The 16,030-nt window shown below is 37.7% G+C and carries 15 protein-coding genes; 12 read left to right on the top strand and 3 right to left on the bottom strand.

The annotated features are described in order from the left end of the window. Together DRZ93_RS06170 and DRZ93_RS06165 are read right to left on the bottom strand one after the other, a co-directional pair. The gene (locus tag DRZ93_RS06170) at positions 1-2,070 is read right to left on the bottom strand and encodes an IS1634 family transposase (RefSeq protein ID WP_113746124.1); all 2,070 of its coding nucleotides are present in this window, start codon (positions 2,068-2,070) and stop codon (positions 1-3) included. Between the two features lie 70 nt (positions 2,071-2,140). Then, positions 2,141-2,920, bottom strand: coding sequence for a transposase (locus DRZ93_RS06165; protein ID WP_281268120.1), 780 nt, complete (start codon positions 2,918-2,920; stop codon positions 2,141-2,143). Between the two features lie 766 nt (positions 2,921-3,686). Between DRZ93_RS06165 and DRZ93_RS06160 the strand changes: the two genes are divergently transcribed. From DRZ93_RS06160 to DRZ93_RS06150, 3 genes are all read left to right on the top strand, one after another. Next, entirely contained in the window at positions 3,687-4,259 is a 573-nt protein-coding gene (locus DRZ93_RS06160; RefSeq protein WP_146741083.1) for a hypothetical protein, read from the top strand. A 186-nt stretch (positions 4,260-4,445) separates the two neighbouring features. Next, positions 4,446-5,966, top strand: coding sequence for a Mu transposase domain-containing protein (locus DRZ93_RS06155; protein WP_146741084.1), 1,521 nt, complete (start codon positions 4,446-4,448; stop codon positions 5,964-5,966). Between the two features lie 21 nt (positions 5,967-5,987). Then, the gene (locus DRZ93_RS06150; RefSeq protein WP_113745671.1) at positions 5,988-6,776 is read left to right on the top strand and encodes an ATP-binding protein; all 789 of its coding nucleotides are present in this window, start codon (positions 5,988-5,990) and stop codon (positions 6,774-6,776) included. Between the two features lie 213 nt (positions 6,777-6,989). On the opposite strand, the gene DRZ93_RS06145 is transcribed toward DRZ93_RS06150, so the two are convergent. Next, positions 6,990-7,451, bottom strand: coding sequence for a hypothetical protein (locus DRZ93_RS06145; protein WP_146741100.1), 462 nt, complete (start codon positions 7,449-7,451; stop codon positions 6,990-6,992). 511 nt (positions 7,452-7,962) lie between these two features. Between DRZ93_RS06145 and DRZ93_RS14015 the strand changes: the two genes are divergently transcribed. From DRZ93_RS14015 to DRZ93_RS06105, 9 genes are all read left to right on the top strand, one after another. Continuing rightward, on the top strand, positions 7,963-8,160 hold the full coding sequence (locus tag DRZ93_RS14015) for an IS66 family transposase (RefSeq protein ID WP_113746197.1): 198 nt from the start codon (positions 7,963-7,965) through the stop codon (positions 8,158-8,160). Next, the gene (locus DRZ93_RS06135; protein WP_113746121.1) at positions 8,161-8,964 is read left to right on the top strand and encodes an IS66 family transposase; all 804 of its coding nucleotides are present in this window, start codon (positions 8,161-8,163) and stop codon (positions 8,962-8,964) included. It abuts the gene before it with no gap. Positions 8,965-9,605: 641 nt separating this feature from the next. After that, positions 9,606-10,055 (top strand): acyltransferase, encoded by a 450-nt coding sequence (locus DRZ93_RS13870; protein ID WP_113746120.1) that lies wholly within the window; start codon positions 9,606-9,608, stop codon positions 10,053-10,055. A gap of 63 nt (positions 10,056-10,118) precedes the next feature. Further along, positions 10,119-11,204 carry a DegT/DnrJ/EryC1/StrS family aminotransferase gene (locus tag DRZ93_RS06125; protein WP_113746119.1) on the top strand — a complete coding sequence of 362 codons (1,086 nt, stop codon included), beginning with the start codon at positions 10,119-10,121 and terminating at the stop codon, positions 11,202-11,204. Between the two features lie 7 nt (positions 11,205-11,211). After that, positions 11,212-11,622 (top strand): sugar 3,4-ketoisomerase, encoded by a 411-nt coding sequence (locus tag DRZ93_RS06120; protein WP_172458091.1) that lies wholly within the window; start codon positions 11,212-11,214, stop codon positions 11,620-11,622. Between the two features lie 161 nt (positions 11,623-11,783). Next, the gene (locus tag DRZ93_RS13530; protein ID WP_172458087.1) at positions 11,784-11,948 is read left to right on the top strand and encodes a hypothetical protein; all 165 of its coding nucleotides are present in this window, start codon (positions 11,784-11,786) and stop codon (positions 11,946-11,948) included. A gap of 207 nt (positions 11,949-12,155) precedes the next feature. Further along, positions 12,156-13,199, top strand: a complete 1,044-nt coding sequence (locus tag DRZ93_RS06115; RefSeq protein ID WP_113746117.1) for an IS1634 family transposase — start codon at positions 12,156-12,158, stop codon at positions 13,197-13,199. Positions 13,200-13,404: 205 nt separating this feature from the next. Next, a complete protein-coding gene (locus DRZ93_RS06110; protein WP_113745656.1) occupies positions 13,405-15,237 on the top strand; it encodes a Mu transposase domain-containing protein in 1,833 nt (610 codons plus the stop codon). 9 nt (positions 15,238-15,246) lie between these two features. Beyond that, positions 15,247-16,002, top strand: coding sequence for an ATP-binding protein (locus DRZ93_RS06105; RefSeq protein WP_113742986.1), 756 nt, complete (start codon positions 15,247-15,249; stop codon positions 16,000-16,002). The last annotated feature ends 28 nt before the right edge of the window (positions 16,003-16,030 follow it).

The raw sequence follows: 16,030 nt of genomic DNA, 5'->3' as shown, positions 1-16,030 counted from the left end.
CTATCGTTTAAAGCTAAAACCCTCTTCTTTGGCATATGCTGCACGTGTCAGCGTATCTAATGGCTCAATGCCAAATGAGCGTATTAACTCAGACTGCCTTTTTAATATTCCTCCAGAGAATATTATAGATCCATTTTCTTTATCAATAGTGGCCTCTATAGCCTCCAGAGAGCGCAGTGTGCCTCTAAATGAGTTATGACAAAGCTTTACAGGATGCAGATTGTTTTTAATCTGCTCTTTATTAAAGACTTTATTAGCCTCGAGCATTTGTCTTTGCACCTCTGATGCAAGAGACAGTATGAATACTTTGGCATTTACTGTCTTATCGGTGGAGGCATTGAGTGTAGAGCCTCCAAGCTCGCCTTTAATTATACTATAGCCCACCTCTACATTATTTCTCTGCGCATATATTTCATTTGCCTCAATAACATTATCCACACAGTCAGAAACCAGAACTCTGGTGGCTATTTGTCTGCATAGCCTTGATATGGCATAGTACCTTGGGTAATAGCGTTGTTGAGGCTGCTCCTTTTTGTCAAAAGAGGAGTCAGTGTCTGCAACCTCATCACTATATTGAAATAAATCAACGAGCTTGTCTTTTAAAAGATTGGTATGAGCGGCAGTAAGCTCAGATGGCTCTTTACCTGCAATAACCTCCTGCCAGTTGCTGGCTATATCATAGGCATCATTGAGCTCTTTTACTAAAACACGATATTTATTCATGCTCTCTTCATATATCTCGCGGGAGAAAATAAAGTGTACATACAGAGTTTTCTCCTTTTGCCTTACAGGCTTGTAAGACTCATTATTTTCTCTTGCCATTTTACTTAGAATCTTCTGTGTATAAGACCATGGGAGCTGTATAGTCTTTCCTGCAAGCAGTTTAGGAGCAGTGTCTGTAATATCTGCGCTACTGCTAAAAACCAGACCCCTGTCTCTTAGCAGATCGCGTGATATGGCATCTACCTGCTCTTTGATAAGTTTGCTCTTGGCTATATTACAGTTGCACACAAAGGATATATTATGCTCAAGCATGGCCGAGATATTGTTGATAGACCAGAATCCCCTGTCACAGACTAAAGATATATTGTCGCCGGCGCCTCTGTCCACAAGCTGCCTGCATACTGACTCCACAGTCAGCACATCTGTAATATTGCCTGCATATGTAACAGTGGAAAACAGCTCATGTGTGCTCTGGTCAACCAGTGTTATAAAATTAATAACCTTGTTGTCTGTACCGCTTTTAGATTTGCCGTACTGTGCCTTAGTCAGGCAGTTGCCGGCATTATCTACGTTAGTACCATCAAGAGCCAGAAACTGCATGTGCTTATTGCTATTTTTCTTTTTATGATACTGAGTTTTAAATTTGGCAAACTCGTTTATAACGCCGTTTTCATCTATGTATTTATACAGTCTCTGTATATGATCTTTATAAGAGTTTATATCTAAATCAAGAGCGTGCTCTCTGACAAAAGCCTCAATCTCATAAGATATAGATTTAATACCCTTGGACAGACAGGTCATTATCATGTATACCAGCAGGATGTATTTGTCATCAGGCATAATCTTTTTAAGGATATTAAATGATGGCATCTTATCCATAAAGGATTTGAGCAGATAATAATCGCCAAACTTACGAGCAGTGCCGCAGGTCTTGGGGGTGGCAGAGCCAGAATTTCTGGCAACAGAGGCCTTGGTGCGTATGCCGGGTTTAGATGGATTTGCTTTAATATCATCCAAAATATCCTGAGAGTCGGCTAGTTTTTGTTTTATTTCCTTGATTTCAGCTTCTGAGCGTCTTTCGTACTCAAACTTTCCCTGTCCCACACGTATAACCTTCCATGGAATAAACTCAGGATTTTCAGAGAGAAAGTTAATATTAAAAACACACTCACCAATACCATCTTTGCTTTTGATAGATCCAATCTGAGTTGGTGCCACACGGGTTGAATAGCCTTTTTCAGCATTCCATACAGATTTCCCCTGCAAGAGAGCATAGGCATAGGTTCTCTTGCTGGCAACAACGTTCTTGAAAACTGGGTGATTTTGATTCTTATCTTTACTGGCCATGATGTCCTCCTATTGGGTAAATCGTACCATAAAACAAGAAAAAAGTCAAGGCATTTACATATCCATGATTTTAACAAACTGTAAATTGTGCATCAAATGCCGATGCGTATGCCCCTTCCTCCCACATTTTAATTACTGAATCTGCAGTATTTAGGTTTTCTTGTTTTTTACGCGACTGAGGGCTCATCTTGTAAAGATGCGTCAGTTTTAAGAAAGACTTTAATAATTCTTGCAGTTTAGTAATTCCCTTTGAAAACAATGATTTTATATAGCTGGTCCAATAGGTCATGCTTGAAACAAAGATCTTATAGAAAGAGGCACTTTGCATAGTTTTGCCTCCTTTTTGAAGCCCCGTATCAACTGCCAAGAAAATCAGGTATTTAAGCATAGCTACAATAAAGCTAACATAAATGAGGCTATATATTATATCAACTATCTTTGTCTTGATTCCTCTTAGATTAACGCCACCCTTTAAAGCTTTAAAGAACAATTCAACCTGCCATCTTATTTTTTGAATGGCAGCCAGCTCCCTTGCTGTAAACGTGGTATTTTTAATATTTGTAATGAGGAATGATATATCGCTTTTGCTTCTGCTCCATACCCTTAAAACTCGCACAGTAAGGCCGTTGTTAAGTCTGACAGTTAATGTCATGTCATCCATTTTCATATAAGATCCTACCAGGCGATCTTTAAGTCTCAGACCAATAAAGGACTGCTCTTTTACACCATTAAGATGGCAGTCTATAATCTCTCCATCCATGTTTCTTTTGCCACGTATCATAAAGTAATGCCCTTTATCATCCATTTCTTTGAGCATACTGTATTTTACGTAGCCTGCTGGATATTCTATTTAATGCTGATCGTCAATTTCTACCAACAGAGATCGGGTAACTTTCTTTAATCAATGCCTTTTTAAATTTTTATCAATACCCCCAAAAATTTTTCAATATACCCCTTCTTTAAATTTTTTTAATGGTCCACTGTGAAATGTCATTTTTAATCCTATTTACATGTTAGAGCTCTAAAAGAAAAGATATAACTCTATTTTTTCAGCACAACCTGCTGCCCCTGCCTATTGAATGATTAGCGTAGCTAACCCGAAGGGCTTGTCATTCAATAGGCAGGGGCAGCAGGATCGCAAATTAAACTCATATAGACAGCATGGAACATGCTGTCGTCGCGGCTTTAGATACTTAAACACAGCAAAAAGATTTGCAATGCCCGCAATATCTATAAGATCCGGAAGCATTCCACAATATCCAGTTAAAAAAATCCTTAGGAAAATTCTTGATGATTAGAAGTTTGAAGTAGTATATTTCGCAATCAATCGTGCTTACAGACACTGTAGGATTTAATATTTTATTTTTACTCAAAGGAACTGTGGTTATCGTCGGTTGGAAGTCATGATAACCACAGTCTGACATATTGTCATGCATAGTCTATCACATAATCTATTTGATTATATATGTGATCAGGACGGACGTGTCCTTGTCACACTACAAGCCCCATATAAAAAGGAGCTTGAGGCAAAGTACTCACAAAAGTATCCTGGATGTCTTATTTATTATGAAAAGAAAATAAGGCACACAAAGCTTTGGCGAAACCAAACATTGCTGTTGAAGCTTGAAAATATCATTGTGGTAGACCACTTAGGCAGGAGACATAAAAGTATTATCCTGCCAGATTTTATTCTGCCATATACCAGATATACGGTACCATTTTTTACAATAATGCTTGCCAACCTGTTTGATAAGAAGATTCAGGACAATCTCATTAAGAGTGACAATCTGGCCATGTACTTTATTGAGTTTATCGAACAGTTAAAGATGCATCCTGAGGCTTTAAATGTAAGAAATTTAGACGATAAACATAAAAATACTATTTACATGCAAATGCGGTACTACCTCAACGGCCGTATTAAGCAAGTCAGGCAGCACATCTATGAATTAAAAGCTAATTTTATATCTCTTGGCAAAAACAATCTGCAATATGCAGAGCATTATCCTGCATTTGTGATAATGGGTATATCTATCAGGTTTATAAGTGACAGATTATTACGAAATCTGTACCAATACATATCAGCAACACTCATAAAAGCGTCTTTCAACCTGTTTTTCCCTACTTTTGTAAATCACTATAAATCCATAAATAAAATACAGGCTCTGCAAGAAGTAATGCAGATGTTTTAAATTTATTTTTATGGGGGTGCTATGCAAAACTCAAATCAAAGAAGCATCTCGCCCGAAAAACTGGATGCAATTGTTACATCTATATTTTCTGGGCGTAGTAGAGCTTTTATCTCTCAAAGTATTGGATGCTCAGTTAATACTGTTAAAAAAATTAGAAATATGCTCAAAGACAATGGAATTACCAGTATGGATGACTATGAAAAATATGGGCGAGAAAATTTTTTCCGTTTGTATACAAGTAGTTTCTACGGAACAGGAGCCACAAGATCGAACCTATTTTTAACTCCTGATTTTACACAGATAGCGGGTAAAATCTCCTCTCATAGTGATATTGCCATTGAGTTTTTAAAATATGAAAAGCACTGTGCAGAAACTGGACATACTGCTATGAGTAAGTCCAATTTTTATAAACGGGTTAAGAGCGAGGTAGAGCTTTTAAGAGCAAATGAAGAGCATGACAAAGAAAAACAGCAGCTTGCCTATCTGACACAGGATTATATTTATGGGGTTTATACAATGTGTGACCACTCAGGTCTGCGAACTCCTGTACTAACACCAGATGGGACAGTTAACTGCTGGTATTTTGTAGTATGCTGGCCCTGCAGTAATTACGTCTATGCCCAGCTTGTAACATCGCAGACAGTAATGGAGACCTGTACTGCACTTGCCAATGCTTTTACGCGCTGGGGTGTTCTGCCTATAAAGCTTAAGCATGATAACGCTAAGATCTATGTTACTACCAGACATAAAGGAGATGTTGTTTTCAATGACAGCTTTATAGGATTTTTAAATGAATTACATATACTGCCCGAGGCTGCAAAACCATACTACGGACAGGGTAAATCGCAGGCTGAGGCCAATGTAAACCTGATTCAAACCAGAGTCCACAGTCTTATATGTGAAGAGCTTGCTATAAGCAAGACACTTAAAGAGCATAACCGCGTACTTATGGAGTACGTGGATAAGTATATAAATCAGGCTCCATATAGGGGCAGCTCTATAGTAACACGTGAATTTCTATTTAAAAACAAGGAAAAACCTGCGGCAAGAGAGCTTACATCAAAGATTCCAGAGGTGGCTGTATGGAGGTATATGGTCAGAGTGCCACGCTCATATAAGATCAAGGAAAATGGGCACTGGTACTCTGTACCATATAAATATATCCACGAATTTGTAGATATAAAAATTACATCATCTAACGTTATATTCTACCTAAATGGCAGAATAATTGCCAGCCATGCCAGATGCGACGGTGATGGCTCAAGCGTCAGTGAGGAGCATATGACGCCTCAGCATAAGGAAATTAAAGCCAATGAACGCCTCTATAGCAGCAATGAGGATATCCTCAAAGAGGCGTCTGAGCTTAATGAATTTCTACATGTATTATGCCGCAGACGTCTGCAGGAGCAGGACAAAGTATCAGGCATGCAGCAGACAAATGCCAGAAGTAACTGCATAGCTATGATTAAAATGTTTAAGTCTAAATATCACTCTCAAGAGCTATTGTCCCAGGCATGCAAAAGTATGTGCGAACTTCCAGAAAGCATGCACACTACGGCCACATTACAAAACATATATCAACAATTAAACAGAGAAAACATGCGCAGTGAATTATATACACAACACGAGACAAAACCAGAGCAGGCTGGTGTTTCAGACAATGAGCACAATGCCGATATTTATGCCCTGCGCGATAACAGAGACTAACCTGATATGGAGATTTGAAGAATGAATAATGTTTTAACAGCTGAGCAGAAAATACTTATCTCTACAATGTATGATGCTGAACTTGATGTCATGGTGGACACTATTATAAATCAGTTTAATTTCCCTAATATATATGAAGTTATGTCATTTGAAGACAGAATGCAGGAAATTATAGGTCAGTATAAAAGCCATATTGAAAATAAAAGGTATAAGAGCATGATTAGGAACTCAAAAATCAGCCGAGTCTTTTATTTAAACCAGATCTGCCCTGACAGCTCTCGGGGTCTATCCAAGGCCATGTATGACACACTGCTTTCTATGACCTGGCTTAAAGAGGGTAAATCCTGCCTCTTATCAGGTCCTACAGGATCAGGTAAATCGACACTGGCAACAGCTTTAGCTGTCGAGGCTATGAAGATGGGTTATCCTGCTTTATTTATAAAAGCAAATGAGTTAGAGGCATTGCTCAATATAAAACAAAATGTCGAGCTTATAAACTATGTTAAGCGTCTGAAAAGATTTAAGGTCCTGGTTATAGATGATTTTGGCATACAGGTTATGAAAAATGGTATAGCCAACAAGTTTCTGGAGATTATAGATGCCAGATATGGTATTGGCTCTACAATCATAACAACACAGGTGAAGGCTGACAGTATCGCTTTAAGTATAGAAAAAGGCGCGGCCAGAGATGCTATTGTCGATAGACTCTTTAGAGAGGGTAAGGACTTAAAAATTGAACTTAAAGGAGACTCATTTAGACAAAGTGATAAGGAGTTAAAAGGAGAGAGCACAGACAGCGTAAAGTTATGACGCCCAGCACTTATAAAACATTAAACAACAGGACCCACAAGGTCCTGTTTTGCGTGGTTAAGGGGGATCTGTATTAGTAGAATATAAGGATCAAAGGGGTGTAGAAAGTTTGGATCAAAGGCATGAGAATATGACGATCAGTATTAATAGAATTTTAGGTAAAATTAGAGTGGCCTGCAGCGGATCTGTGTTTGATAATATCCGGATCAAGATCTAATAGAATTTCCAGCCTGCATCTAGTGTATATAATAATCGCTCGTTTTCTGGTATGGAAACGTAATCCTTTTCATTGGCTGTTCCACTTGTAATAGTAACCTCTTTTACAAAATTGCTTACAGGTGAATATACGGTTTGTATGCCTATCTGAGCATTTTGACTCTTTTTACTGCCGTATGGCACAGGACTTCCATCTGCTGAATTATCGGCCTTTACATGGGCTCTACTACCGGGGAATATATGCTCAAGCTCTCCTTTAACATGCCAGTAACTGCCATCTATGCAAACAATGTCATCAATATCAAGACCCTTATTTCTAAGAGCATTGAGCAGATTTTTTCCTCTTGTAGGTGATGCCGAAATGGAGTTTACAAAGGAATAAATTCGTTTAAAGGCACTTTCAATAAATTCACGTGACTCAGGGCTTCTTAGCCTGTTATGAAAGGGCTTATCGTGCATAGGATGTTTAGAGGTTATGCCATATTGCTTGTTTATCGTTGCAAAATTGTATTGCTCATTACTTCCACTACAAACAAGTAAAGCCTGCATGTAGGCACTAGGGTTGAAATGGCTTTGTCTCTGCTTAAGCCCACATTTTGATGCCATCTTGCCTAAAGCTATAGGACTGATAACTTTTTTAAATTGCTTATCAATTTGAGCTTAAGCATTTGAGTTAGCAGGTAAAAGGTGAGATAATGAAATTGGCATAGAATCTCCTTAAATTTATTGCTTTTTCGATACATAATAATTTTAAGTGATTCTATGCCTTTTTTTTGATCCGTAAGTCACATTACTTCATATATAACAACGAGTTATATTTATCCCATATACAAAAACTCCTTATTTTTTAAGGGCTTAAGATCCTGTATATGAGGCATTTAGAAAAATAATTCAAAAAAAATTTGATTGATAACAAGGAATTTTTGGTAGGATAAAGAAAAATAAAAAAACTAGGTATTTTTAACCTGCGATCTCAGGGTCAATTAATACTATAACCACTGATGGCTACGCAGGTTATGATGCTGCCGTCGAGGAGTTTAAAAAGGCCGGCATAGATATCTGCCATGCCTCGTGCTGGACCCATGCCAGACGACCTCTGCACCGCTATTTAACTGAATCAGGACTGCTTAAAATCTACAATCAATATCTGTTGCCAGATGGCTGTTAGATGAGTGCTTTTATGGAGAACCTGAGAAAATATGAGCAAAAGAATAAAGGTGCAAAATCTTTATCTGCTCTGAACAGAGACTGTCTTATTGTCTATTACCTCATCAACTGCCTGTTTTATATAGACAGCAGCGTCTGGCAGGAAACTATCATTAAAGGCACCTCATTTGAAGATGAGATAGAAAAGTACAGAAAGAATATATCCTCTAAGGTGCTGGATGCTATATTTGATGTGGTAAGACACATAATCAGAGAAAATGGCAATATAGTTATTAAATGCTCTGGCAGTCGCCATGGCCGTGTCAAATACAGAAAATCAAATCAGCATGCTGTCTCTGGTCCTCTTATCTATCTGCTCAATCAGGAGACAAAGCTCAGAGAGTTTGTAGATAAACCACATATAGAGCTATCCCCATCAGCAGCTGAAAGAGCTATAAGGCTGGGAGCCTGTGCGCGTCACAGTTTCCAGTTTTTAAATCACCCGGACAGTGCTCAGGCTTTTGCAGATCACCTGACTATTGCCAATACCTGTACAATGAATAATGTATCATTTACGCAGTATACATTATGGCTTATGGCCAATATCAGATATAGAATTGTGCAGAAACTAATGCTCGAAGGTATGCAGTCACATGCAGTTTCACTGCCAAAATCAAGAACAGAAACTATTGAAGATGGGGACAATAAAGTAAAGATCCGCATTTGGCTGTATGATAAGGCTAATAAGAACATATTTGATGAAATCAGCTATGAAGGACTTACCCCATACGATTTCAAGACTCTGATCTTAAGTCGTGGAGAATGATAACCAAGCCTCGGCTCTTTGTGAGCCAAGGCCTATATAAGTGATTAAATGTGTCTTATATTAAGCGCTGCTGAAAAATTTACCTCTGATAACAAGGCTTTTTATCAAAGCATGCATTTGAATAAAAGCCTCTAATGATCCTACACTCTCTGCACTCGAGCTGCTGACCGTCTATAGCCATATATCAAAGCCGGCATGGCTACTCTAATCTATTTTGCAACAAGGCAGATCCTATGGGTTTCCCCATCGGAGTTATAGTAATCTGACTTGGTTTTACAATCTAGGGTCGCAATAGTTACTAGTTACAAATCTCCTGATTCATTCTTTCATAATCAGCGCTTTTAAATCCTTTATAGCTCATGACCCTCTCCTATATATCTGGTATGGGTCTAGTATTACAAGCAGGATGGATGACGTCTAAGGGGTCATGAATATCTTACACGCATCTTTATAAGATGAGCCTTCAGTCGCGTAAAAAACAAGAAAACCTAAATACTGCAGATTCAGTACTCAAAATGAGGGAGGAAGGCGCATGCACATCAGCATTTGAAGCACAATTTACAGTTTGTTAAAATCATGGATATGAATAGTTTTACGGTTTTGTGTATATCTTTTAACAAATATATAGGTAGGATAAAACTATGATTCATCAATTATCTGATGTACAGACAAAAAATATAGGGCTTAATACCAATATATGGCAGTATTGCGTTGTTCTTCCAAACGCTAAAATAGGAGATAATTGCAATATCTGCTCACACGTTTTTATTGAGAATCAAGTAGTTATAGGAGATAACGTTACTGTTAAATGTGGTGTACAGCTATGGGATGGTATAATTATAGAAGATAACGTGTTTATTGGACCTAATGTAACTTTTTGCAATGATATATTTCCAAGGTCTAAAAACAATGACTTTAAACTTATGTACACTAAAGTGAAGAAAGGAGCATCAATAGGAGCTAATGCTACTATCCTGCCAGGAATTACAATTGGTGAAAATGCAATGATAGGTGCCGGGAGTGTCGTTGTAAAAGATGTAAAGCCAAATACAATTGTTGTGGGCAACCCTGCCCATGAAGTTGTAAAATAGCGTTATTGTACTTAGCAAACAATATTGTTATAACACCTATAGAATATATCTGTAGAGGCAAAAATGATTAAATTTTTAGATTTACATGCTATAAATGAGCGGTATCGTACAGAGATAGATCAGGCAATAAACAACGTTATAAACTCTGGATGGTATATAGGTGGAGAAGCAAATACAAAGTTTTGTAAAAATTTTGCCGACTTTTGTGGAGTAAAGTATTGTGTTGGTGTTGCCAATGGACTTGATGCTCTTACATTGCTCATAAAAGCGCATGGCTTTGGTCCAGGCGATGAAATTATAGTTCCTGCAAATACATATATAGCAACTATTTTATCTATCACAGCCTGCGGATGTACTCCCATCCTGGTTGAACCTGATATAAAGACCTATAATATTGATCCTTTACTGATTGATAGGCATATAAGTCAAAAGACCAAGGCTATTATGGCAGTGCATTTGTATGGTTCTGTCGCTGATATGAATCAAATCAATACGATTGCTAAACAGTATAATTTAAAAGTTTTTGAAGATTGCGCCCAAGCGCATGGTGCTATTTATAATGGAAATAGAGTTGGCAATCTTTCTGACGCTGCGGCTTTTTCCTTCTATCCAGGAAAGAATTTAGGATGTCTTGGTGATGGTGGCGCTGTTGTCACAAACGATGAGAACATTTACAACAGAGTTAAAGCTCTTGCAAACTACGGTTCTGACTATAAATATCATCATATCTATAAAGGTGTAAACTCTAGGCTCGATGAAATACAGGCTGCAATTCTAGATGTAAAACTCAAATATCTTGATGAGGACAATAACAAAAGAAGAGCAATTGCTAAACAGTATTTGCACAATATCAAGAATGAAAAACTTATACTTCCAAAAGTTACACCTGATCTAGAGTCTGTCTGGCATTTATTTACACTTCGTACAGAAAAAAGAGATGAGCTTCAGCAATATCTGACAGAACATGAAATCCAAACAGTGATTCACTATCCAATTCCTCCACACAAACAGAATGCCTATAAAGAAATGAATGGTTTTTCTTTACCAATAACAGAGAAAATAGCTGATACAATTATCTCTGTACCTATGTCTCCTGTGTTGACAGAACAAGAGGTTAATAAAATTATTTCTGTACTAAATGAGTATTAAGATAAAAATGGCAGTATCTAAAGTTTATGAGGTTGAGCTTGATATAAAAGGTGATGATAGAGGTTCACTAATTGCTGTAGAGAACCTAAAAGAAGTACCTTTTGAAATCAAGAGAATATATTATATTTTTGGAACAAAAACAGATGTGGCTAGGGGATTTCATGCCCATAAAAAATTAAAACAGCTATTAATATGCGTATCAGGAAGTGTAAATATTAAGTGTGAATATCAAGATAAAATAGAAACTCATAGTTTAAACTCTCCATCTCAAGGGCTCTATATGGAAGGACTTGTGTGGCGAGAAATGTTTGATTTTTCTCCAGATGCTGTATTGCTGGTATTGGCCAGTGACTTTTATAATGAGTCTGACTATATTAGATCATATGATGATTTTAAAAATGAAATGGCTACTAATTGATACTATTCTTGGGTACAGATAATAGTATTGGAGAAAGTGCAAAGATAAGTGAAAATTAAAAATTTGTTTGAATAGATATTTTGTAAGATATCCATGATCCCTCAGACGTCATCCTTCCTGCTTGTAATAATAGACCCATACCAGATATATAGGAGTGGGTCATGAGCAATAAAGGATTTAAAAGCGCTGATTATGACAGAATGAATCAGGAGATTTCATCTCAGGGTATTACTGTTAAATCTTATTATTATCAGAACATAGATAGACTTTACTGTATCCAATTCAATAGCTTCTGTGCCCTCTATACTACAATAGTTGCAACTTAATCCTTTACAGGAGTTTTAACCTAAATTTTTCATGCAATATATAGTAGTTTGCTCGGCCATTTATATTTACTTATTATTTATTAAATAATTTACTGTTAGCAATGATTTTTTTTTAGTAAAAACTCATTGCTTTTTTATTGTTTTTGTGTATACTATATATTATCGGTTTATAGTTATTTGTATAGTAGTGATTTTAGGGGGCTTTTCATGATTTATTACGAAATAACATATGCTGTTCCTCAAAGCAGGTGCTATACACAGTCTGAAATACGTGGTGGCAGGCCTATTAAATATCTGTATATGTACACTTCCTTTTTTAGAAATGAAAAAGGACAGTCCCGCAATAAGTCTGTTATCGTTGGTCGAGTCAGTGAGACTGATCCAACACTGTTTCACCCTAATGACAAATATTTTGCTATTACCGGTACGGCCATCCCTCAGGTGGTATTAGATAAAAAGGAAGAGCGTAAAGCTAAAAAGCAAAAAAGAGGTTCAAAGATTACATCTATTTCTCATGGTGTACCTGTAGTTAATGGTGATGTTGTTAAAGGCAGCTCTCTGATATTAAAAAAGATTTTTGAAAATACAGGTTTGAGCGACTGTATAAAAAAGATCTTTGATAAAAAAGAGTCTGACTATTTAACTGCAACAGCATGTCTTATAGCCTCTGGTGATTCAACCATGAGTAATATTGATGACTTTTCAAAGACATTTGTCTTTGATGAGCCTGAGATTGGCTCTGTTAGAGATTTAACAATATCAAGGCTGTTTTCTCTTTGTGAACAGGAAGATATAGATTCATTTTTCGAATTATGGCTGAAAAAACATATGGATCTGAATGAGGCAATATGTTACGACGTAACTTCATTTTCCTCATATGCACAAGAGATACAGCATGCTGAGTTTGGTTATAACAGAGATAAAGAGGATTTGCCACAGGTTAATCTTGGCATGTTCTCAAGTATAAAAAGTAAAAAGCCACTGTATTATTCAATGTACAATGGCTCTCTGAATGATTCTACGCAACTACCATACGTAATCAATGATGCCAAGCGTCTTGGTATCAGCACGCGCAATGTCTGCACCTTTGACAGAGGTTTCTTTAGCCAGAAAGGTATTACTTTTCTTGACAATGCTGGGCTAAAACTCATTGTTGGTGTTTCTCTTAGCAGGTATAAGCAAGCCCTTGAGGTTATTGAGGCTCTGTCTAACTCTCAAGCATATAGGTTGCCAAAATATGAATTGTGTTGAATATTGTGCAAGAAGATCCGAAGAGTCGGAACATGAACTTGTATTTCAGTGCTCTATTTGCACCTAAACCTGCGGTCAATTTTTAGCTCCCCTCGATTTGAAGTTTTGTTTCAAATCATAGTAACAAAAACTAACATTTCCTCTCCTTCGTTCTTACATTGGCATCTTTGGTATCTTAGAGTCTCCAATTTTTAAAGGAGGCTTTATGCCAAGGATAAATTACATTGCAAAACATAAAAAGAAAATTGGTAGTGGAGGACAAATGGATCCAGATACCTTAAAGCGGGCTTTAATTAAAGCCCTGACTATGACGGCAGCACAGCTGGAGCATGAGGGGTTTTCTCATGGCACGGCACAGCGTCTGCGTCGTAAAGTTGCTGAGCTCAAGTTAACCCGAGAGTCTATTGGAGGTATGACCAGTAAAGAGCTTCATAAACTCTACTATAAAAAGACAAGGCCTGTACAAAGCAACAATAAAATTATGCCTGATATAGATTACCTACAAGACAAATATATCAAGTCGCATCTTGAGGCAAAGACACCGTCACAAAAGAAACTGGCTTTAACCAGGAAGTCAGTGATTGAACTTTATTACTTCAATGATCCAAAAAATAAAGAGCTCGTTGAGAGTGGAGAGAGTAGCTTCTTGTCTTTATCTCGTGTATGCCATATATGGCGGGAGCATGAAAAACAGATTAAGAAGCCTGTCTATATGAAAGAGCATGAAATGGCTGGTGAGGCTGAGTATGACTTTACAGGAGTTAGATTGCCCTATGTGGTTAACGGCGCCACCCACTATGCCACATTTATCGTGGCTGTACTTACCGGATCGCGCTATATCTTTGTCAAAGCTATTGCCAATCAGTCTCAACCTGTGGTGTGTGATGCCATAGCTGACAGCTTTAGATATTTTGGTGGCTGTCCCCATGTCATACGCATTGATAATTTCAAAGCAGCTGTTAAGAAGGCTGCTCGTTATCAGGGTCAGCTTACAGATGAGATGATTAATTTTAAAGAGTTTTTTAATATAGGGGTCTTTACCTGTCGCAGCGGACGGCCTAAAGACAAGGGCGCTGTCGAGGCTGCCGTAAAGTATGTTACCCGTTATGCTCTGTCTATTGCCAACAACCACGTAAAAGACGGCAATCCTTTCAGTTCATTAGATGAGATAAACTCTTTTATCGCGCCTCATATTGCCAGGATGAATGAATGCAAGGTAAGGGGCATGAAGAGCTCAAGAAAGGAGCTTTTTGATATTGAAAAAGGTTTATTGCAACAGCCTGCCTCATGGGATTACAGGTTCTTTGAAAGCTTCATTATAACAGTGTCTGAGACTGCCCGCTTTACTTTTGAAGATCATACATACGCAATACCATCTAAATGGATTGGACAGAAAGTCACAGTGCATACCACTAATCAGACAGTTAGTTTTTTAAGCCTTGATACTGTTATTGTAAGTTATAAAAGAATGGATGGCGTAAAAGGCCTGTCAGCCATCCATGGTGTTATTGAAAAACAACACCTTATATATGACATCTTTAGCATAAAAAATCAAGAAGATTTACTGTTGGAGTGGGCAGAAGCTATTGGGGAGCATGTTAAAAGCTGGTGTGATTTCCAGCTCACGCACTGCAAATATGGATATGCTGACAAAATAAGATATATACACAAATTCCTGACCATTGTTAAAGCCAATAAAGCTCACTACAGCATCTTTGATCGCTGCGTCAAAGAGCATATGTACAAAGGCTTTGACAGTATCATATGTTCTGAGCTTATAAAGATATGGGAGAGATATGAAAAGCCTGCCATATACAATTATGATGACGTCTACAATGACAAGACCTATATGGCCCTTGGTGAAGCTGTCATCTTAGGACATTGCGATCTCATGCTCTGGCCATTGCCTCAAAAAGAAATCACATCACAAACCTCATCTACGCAGGGTTCTGAGAACCAATCTAGGCCTAAAGAATTTTTAAATGGCCATGCTGTATACGATGAGCGCTTTGCTTATATAAAAAATCAACTTAGCTAGGAGTTAATTATGTCACTTACAAATATTCAATCTTTATTACGTGAGCTGGATATGAGGGGAGCTTTAGAGCAGTTTAATGCATATGTAAACAACCCTCAGGAGCTGGAGGCCACCAGCATTGATACCATTTTGACCAATATGCTCACAGCTGAGCAGAATACAAGAAATAAAAGACGTCAGGAGTCTTTAATTAAAGCTTCTAGACTGCCGGTAAAGGCAGAGCTTTGCATGATATTAAAAGATCTAGAACGCAGTGACCCTACATTTATCAATAAGATAGATAGCTTAAGCTCTCTTGAGTTTGTAGAAAAGTGCTACAACCTGACCATATACGGTAAAGCTGGATCTGGTAAAACCTTTATTGCTTCAGCTTTAGGGAGACGCAACTGCTGTCTTGGCAACTCAACTTTATACTACTCAACCAAAGACATTATAGCCAACCTGCACATGAATTTAGGCTCTGCAAGCTACGCCACCAAGTTAAAAGTTATAACAGGTAAAAGCATGCTTATCCTGGACGACTTCTGCCTCACCCCATATGATGCTGACGAGAAAAGCATTTTATTTGACATTCTGGACAAGCGATATGGCAAAAAGAGCACAGTGATTCTCTCTCAAAAATCCCCAGATGCCTGGATTGATATTTTAAAAGGAGGTATTGATGGTGATTCACTGTCAGAATCTATTGTTGAGCGATGCTCTAACAATAATTACACACTTATTGTACCAGGCACTTCCCGCCGTACTTCTGTTGATGAAGATTAAATCAAAAGAGCATGCTCTTTTAAAACCT

The sequence above is a fragment of the Anaerobiospirillum thomasii genome (genome assembly GCF_900445255.1).
GTDB classification, from domain to species: domain Bacteria; phylum Pseudomonadota; class Gammaproteobacteria; order Enterobacterales; family Succinivibrionaceae; genus Anaerobiospirillum_A; species Anaerobiospirillum_A thomasii.
This window is presented reverse-complemented; position numbering and strand designations above follow the sequence as displayed.

Excerpts from the sequence above, each read along its gene's own strand:
- DRZ93_RS06135 (WP_113746121.1), top strand. The coding sequence starts at position 8,161 with ATGAGTGCTTTTATGGAGAACCTGAGAAAATATGAGCAAAAGAATAAA.
- DRZ93_RS06110 (WP_113745656.1), top strand. The coding sequence starts at position 13,405 with ATGCCAAGGATAAATTACATTGCAAAACATAAAAAGAAAATTGGTAGT.
- DRZ93_RS06120 (WP_172458091.1), top strand. The coding sequence starts at position 11,212 with ATGGCAGTATCTAAAGTTTATGAGGTTGAGCTTGATATAAAAGGTGAT.
- DRZ93_RS06105 (WP_113742986.1), top strand. The coding sequence starts at position 15,247 with ATGTCACTTACAAATATTCAATCTTTATTACGTGAGCTGGATATGAGG.
- DRZ93_RS06155 (WP_146741084.1), top strand. The coding sequence starts at position 4,446 with ATGGATGACTATGAAAAATATGGGCGAGAAAATTTTTTCCGTTTGTAT.
- DRZ93_RS06145 (WP_146741100.1), bottom strand. The coding sequence starts at position 7,451 with ATGCACGATAAGCCCTTTCATAACAGGCTAAGAAGCCCTGAGTCACGT.
- DRZ93_RS13870 (WP_113746120.1), top strand. The coding sequence starts at position 9,606 with ATGATTCATCAATTATCTGATGTACAGACAAAAAATATAGGGCTTAAT.
- DRZ93_RS06125 (WP_113746119.1), top strand. The coding sequence starts at position 10,119 with ATGATTAAATTTTTAGATTTACATGCTATAAATGAGCGGTATCGTACA.
- DRZ93_RS06115 (WP_113746117.1), top strand. The coding sequence starts at position 12,156 with ATGATTTATTACGAAATAACATATGCTGTTCCTCAAAGCAGGTGCTAT.
- DRZ93_RS13530 (WP_172458087.1), top strand. The coding sequence starts at position 11,784 with ATGAGCAATAAAGGATTTAAAAGCGCTGATTATGACAGAATGAATCAG.
- DRZ93_RS06170 (WP_113746124.1), bottom strand. The coding sequence starts at position 2,070 with ATGGCCAGTAAAGATAAGAATCAAAATCACCCAGTTTTCAAGAACGTT.
- DRZ93_RS06150 (WP_113745671.1), top strand. The coding sequence starts at position 5,988 with ATGAATAATGTTTTAACAGCTGAGCAGAAAATACTTATCTCTACAATG.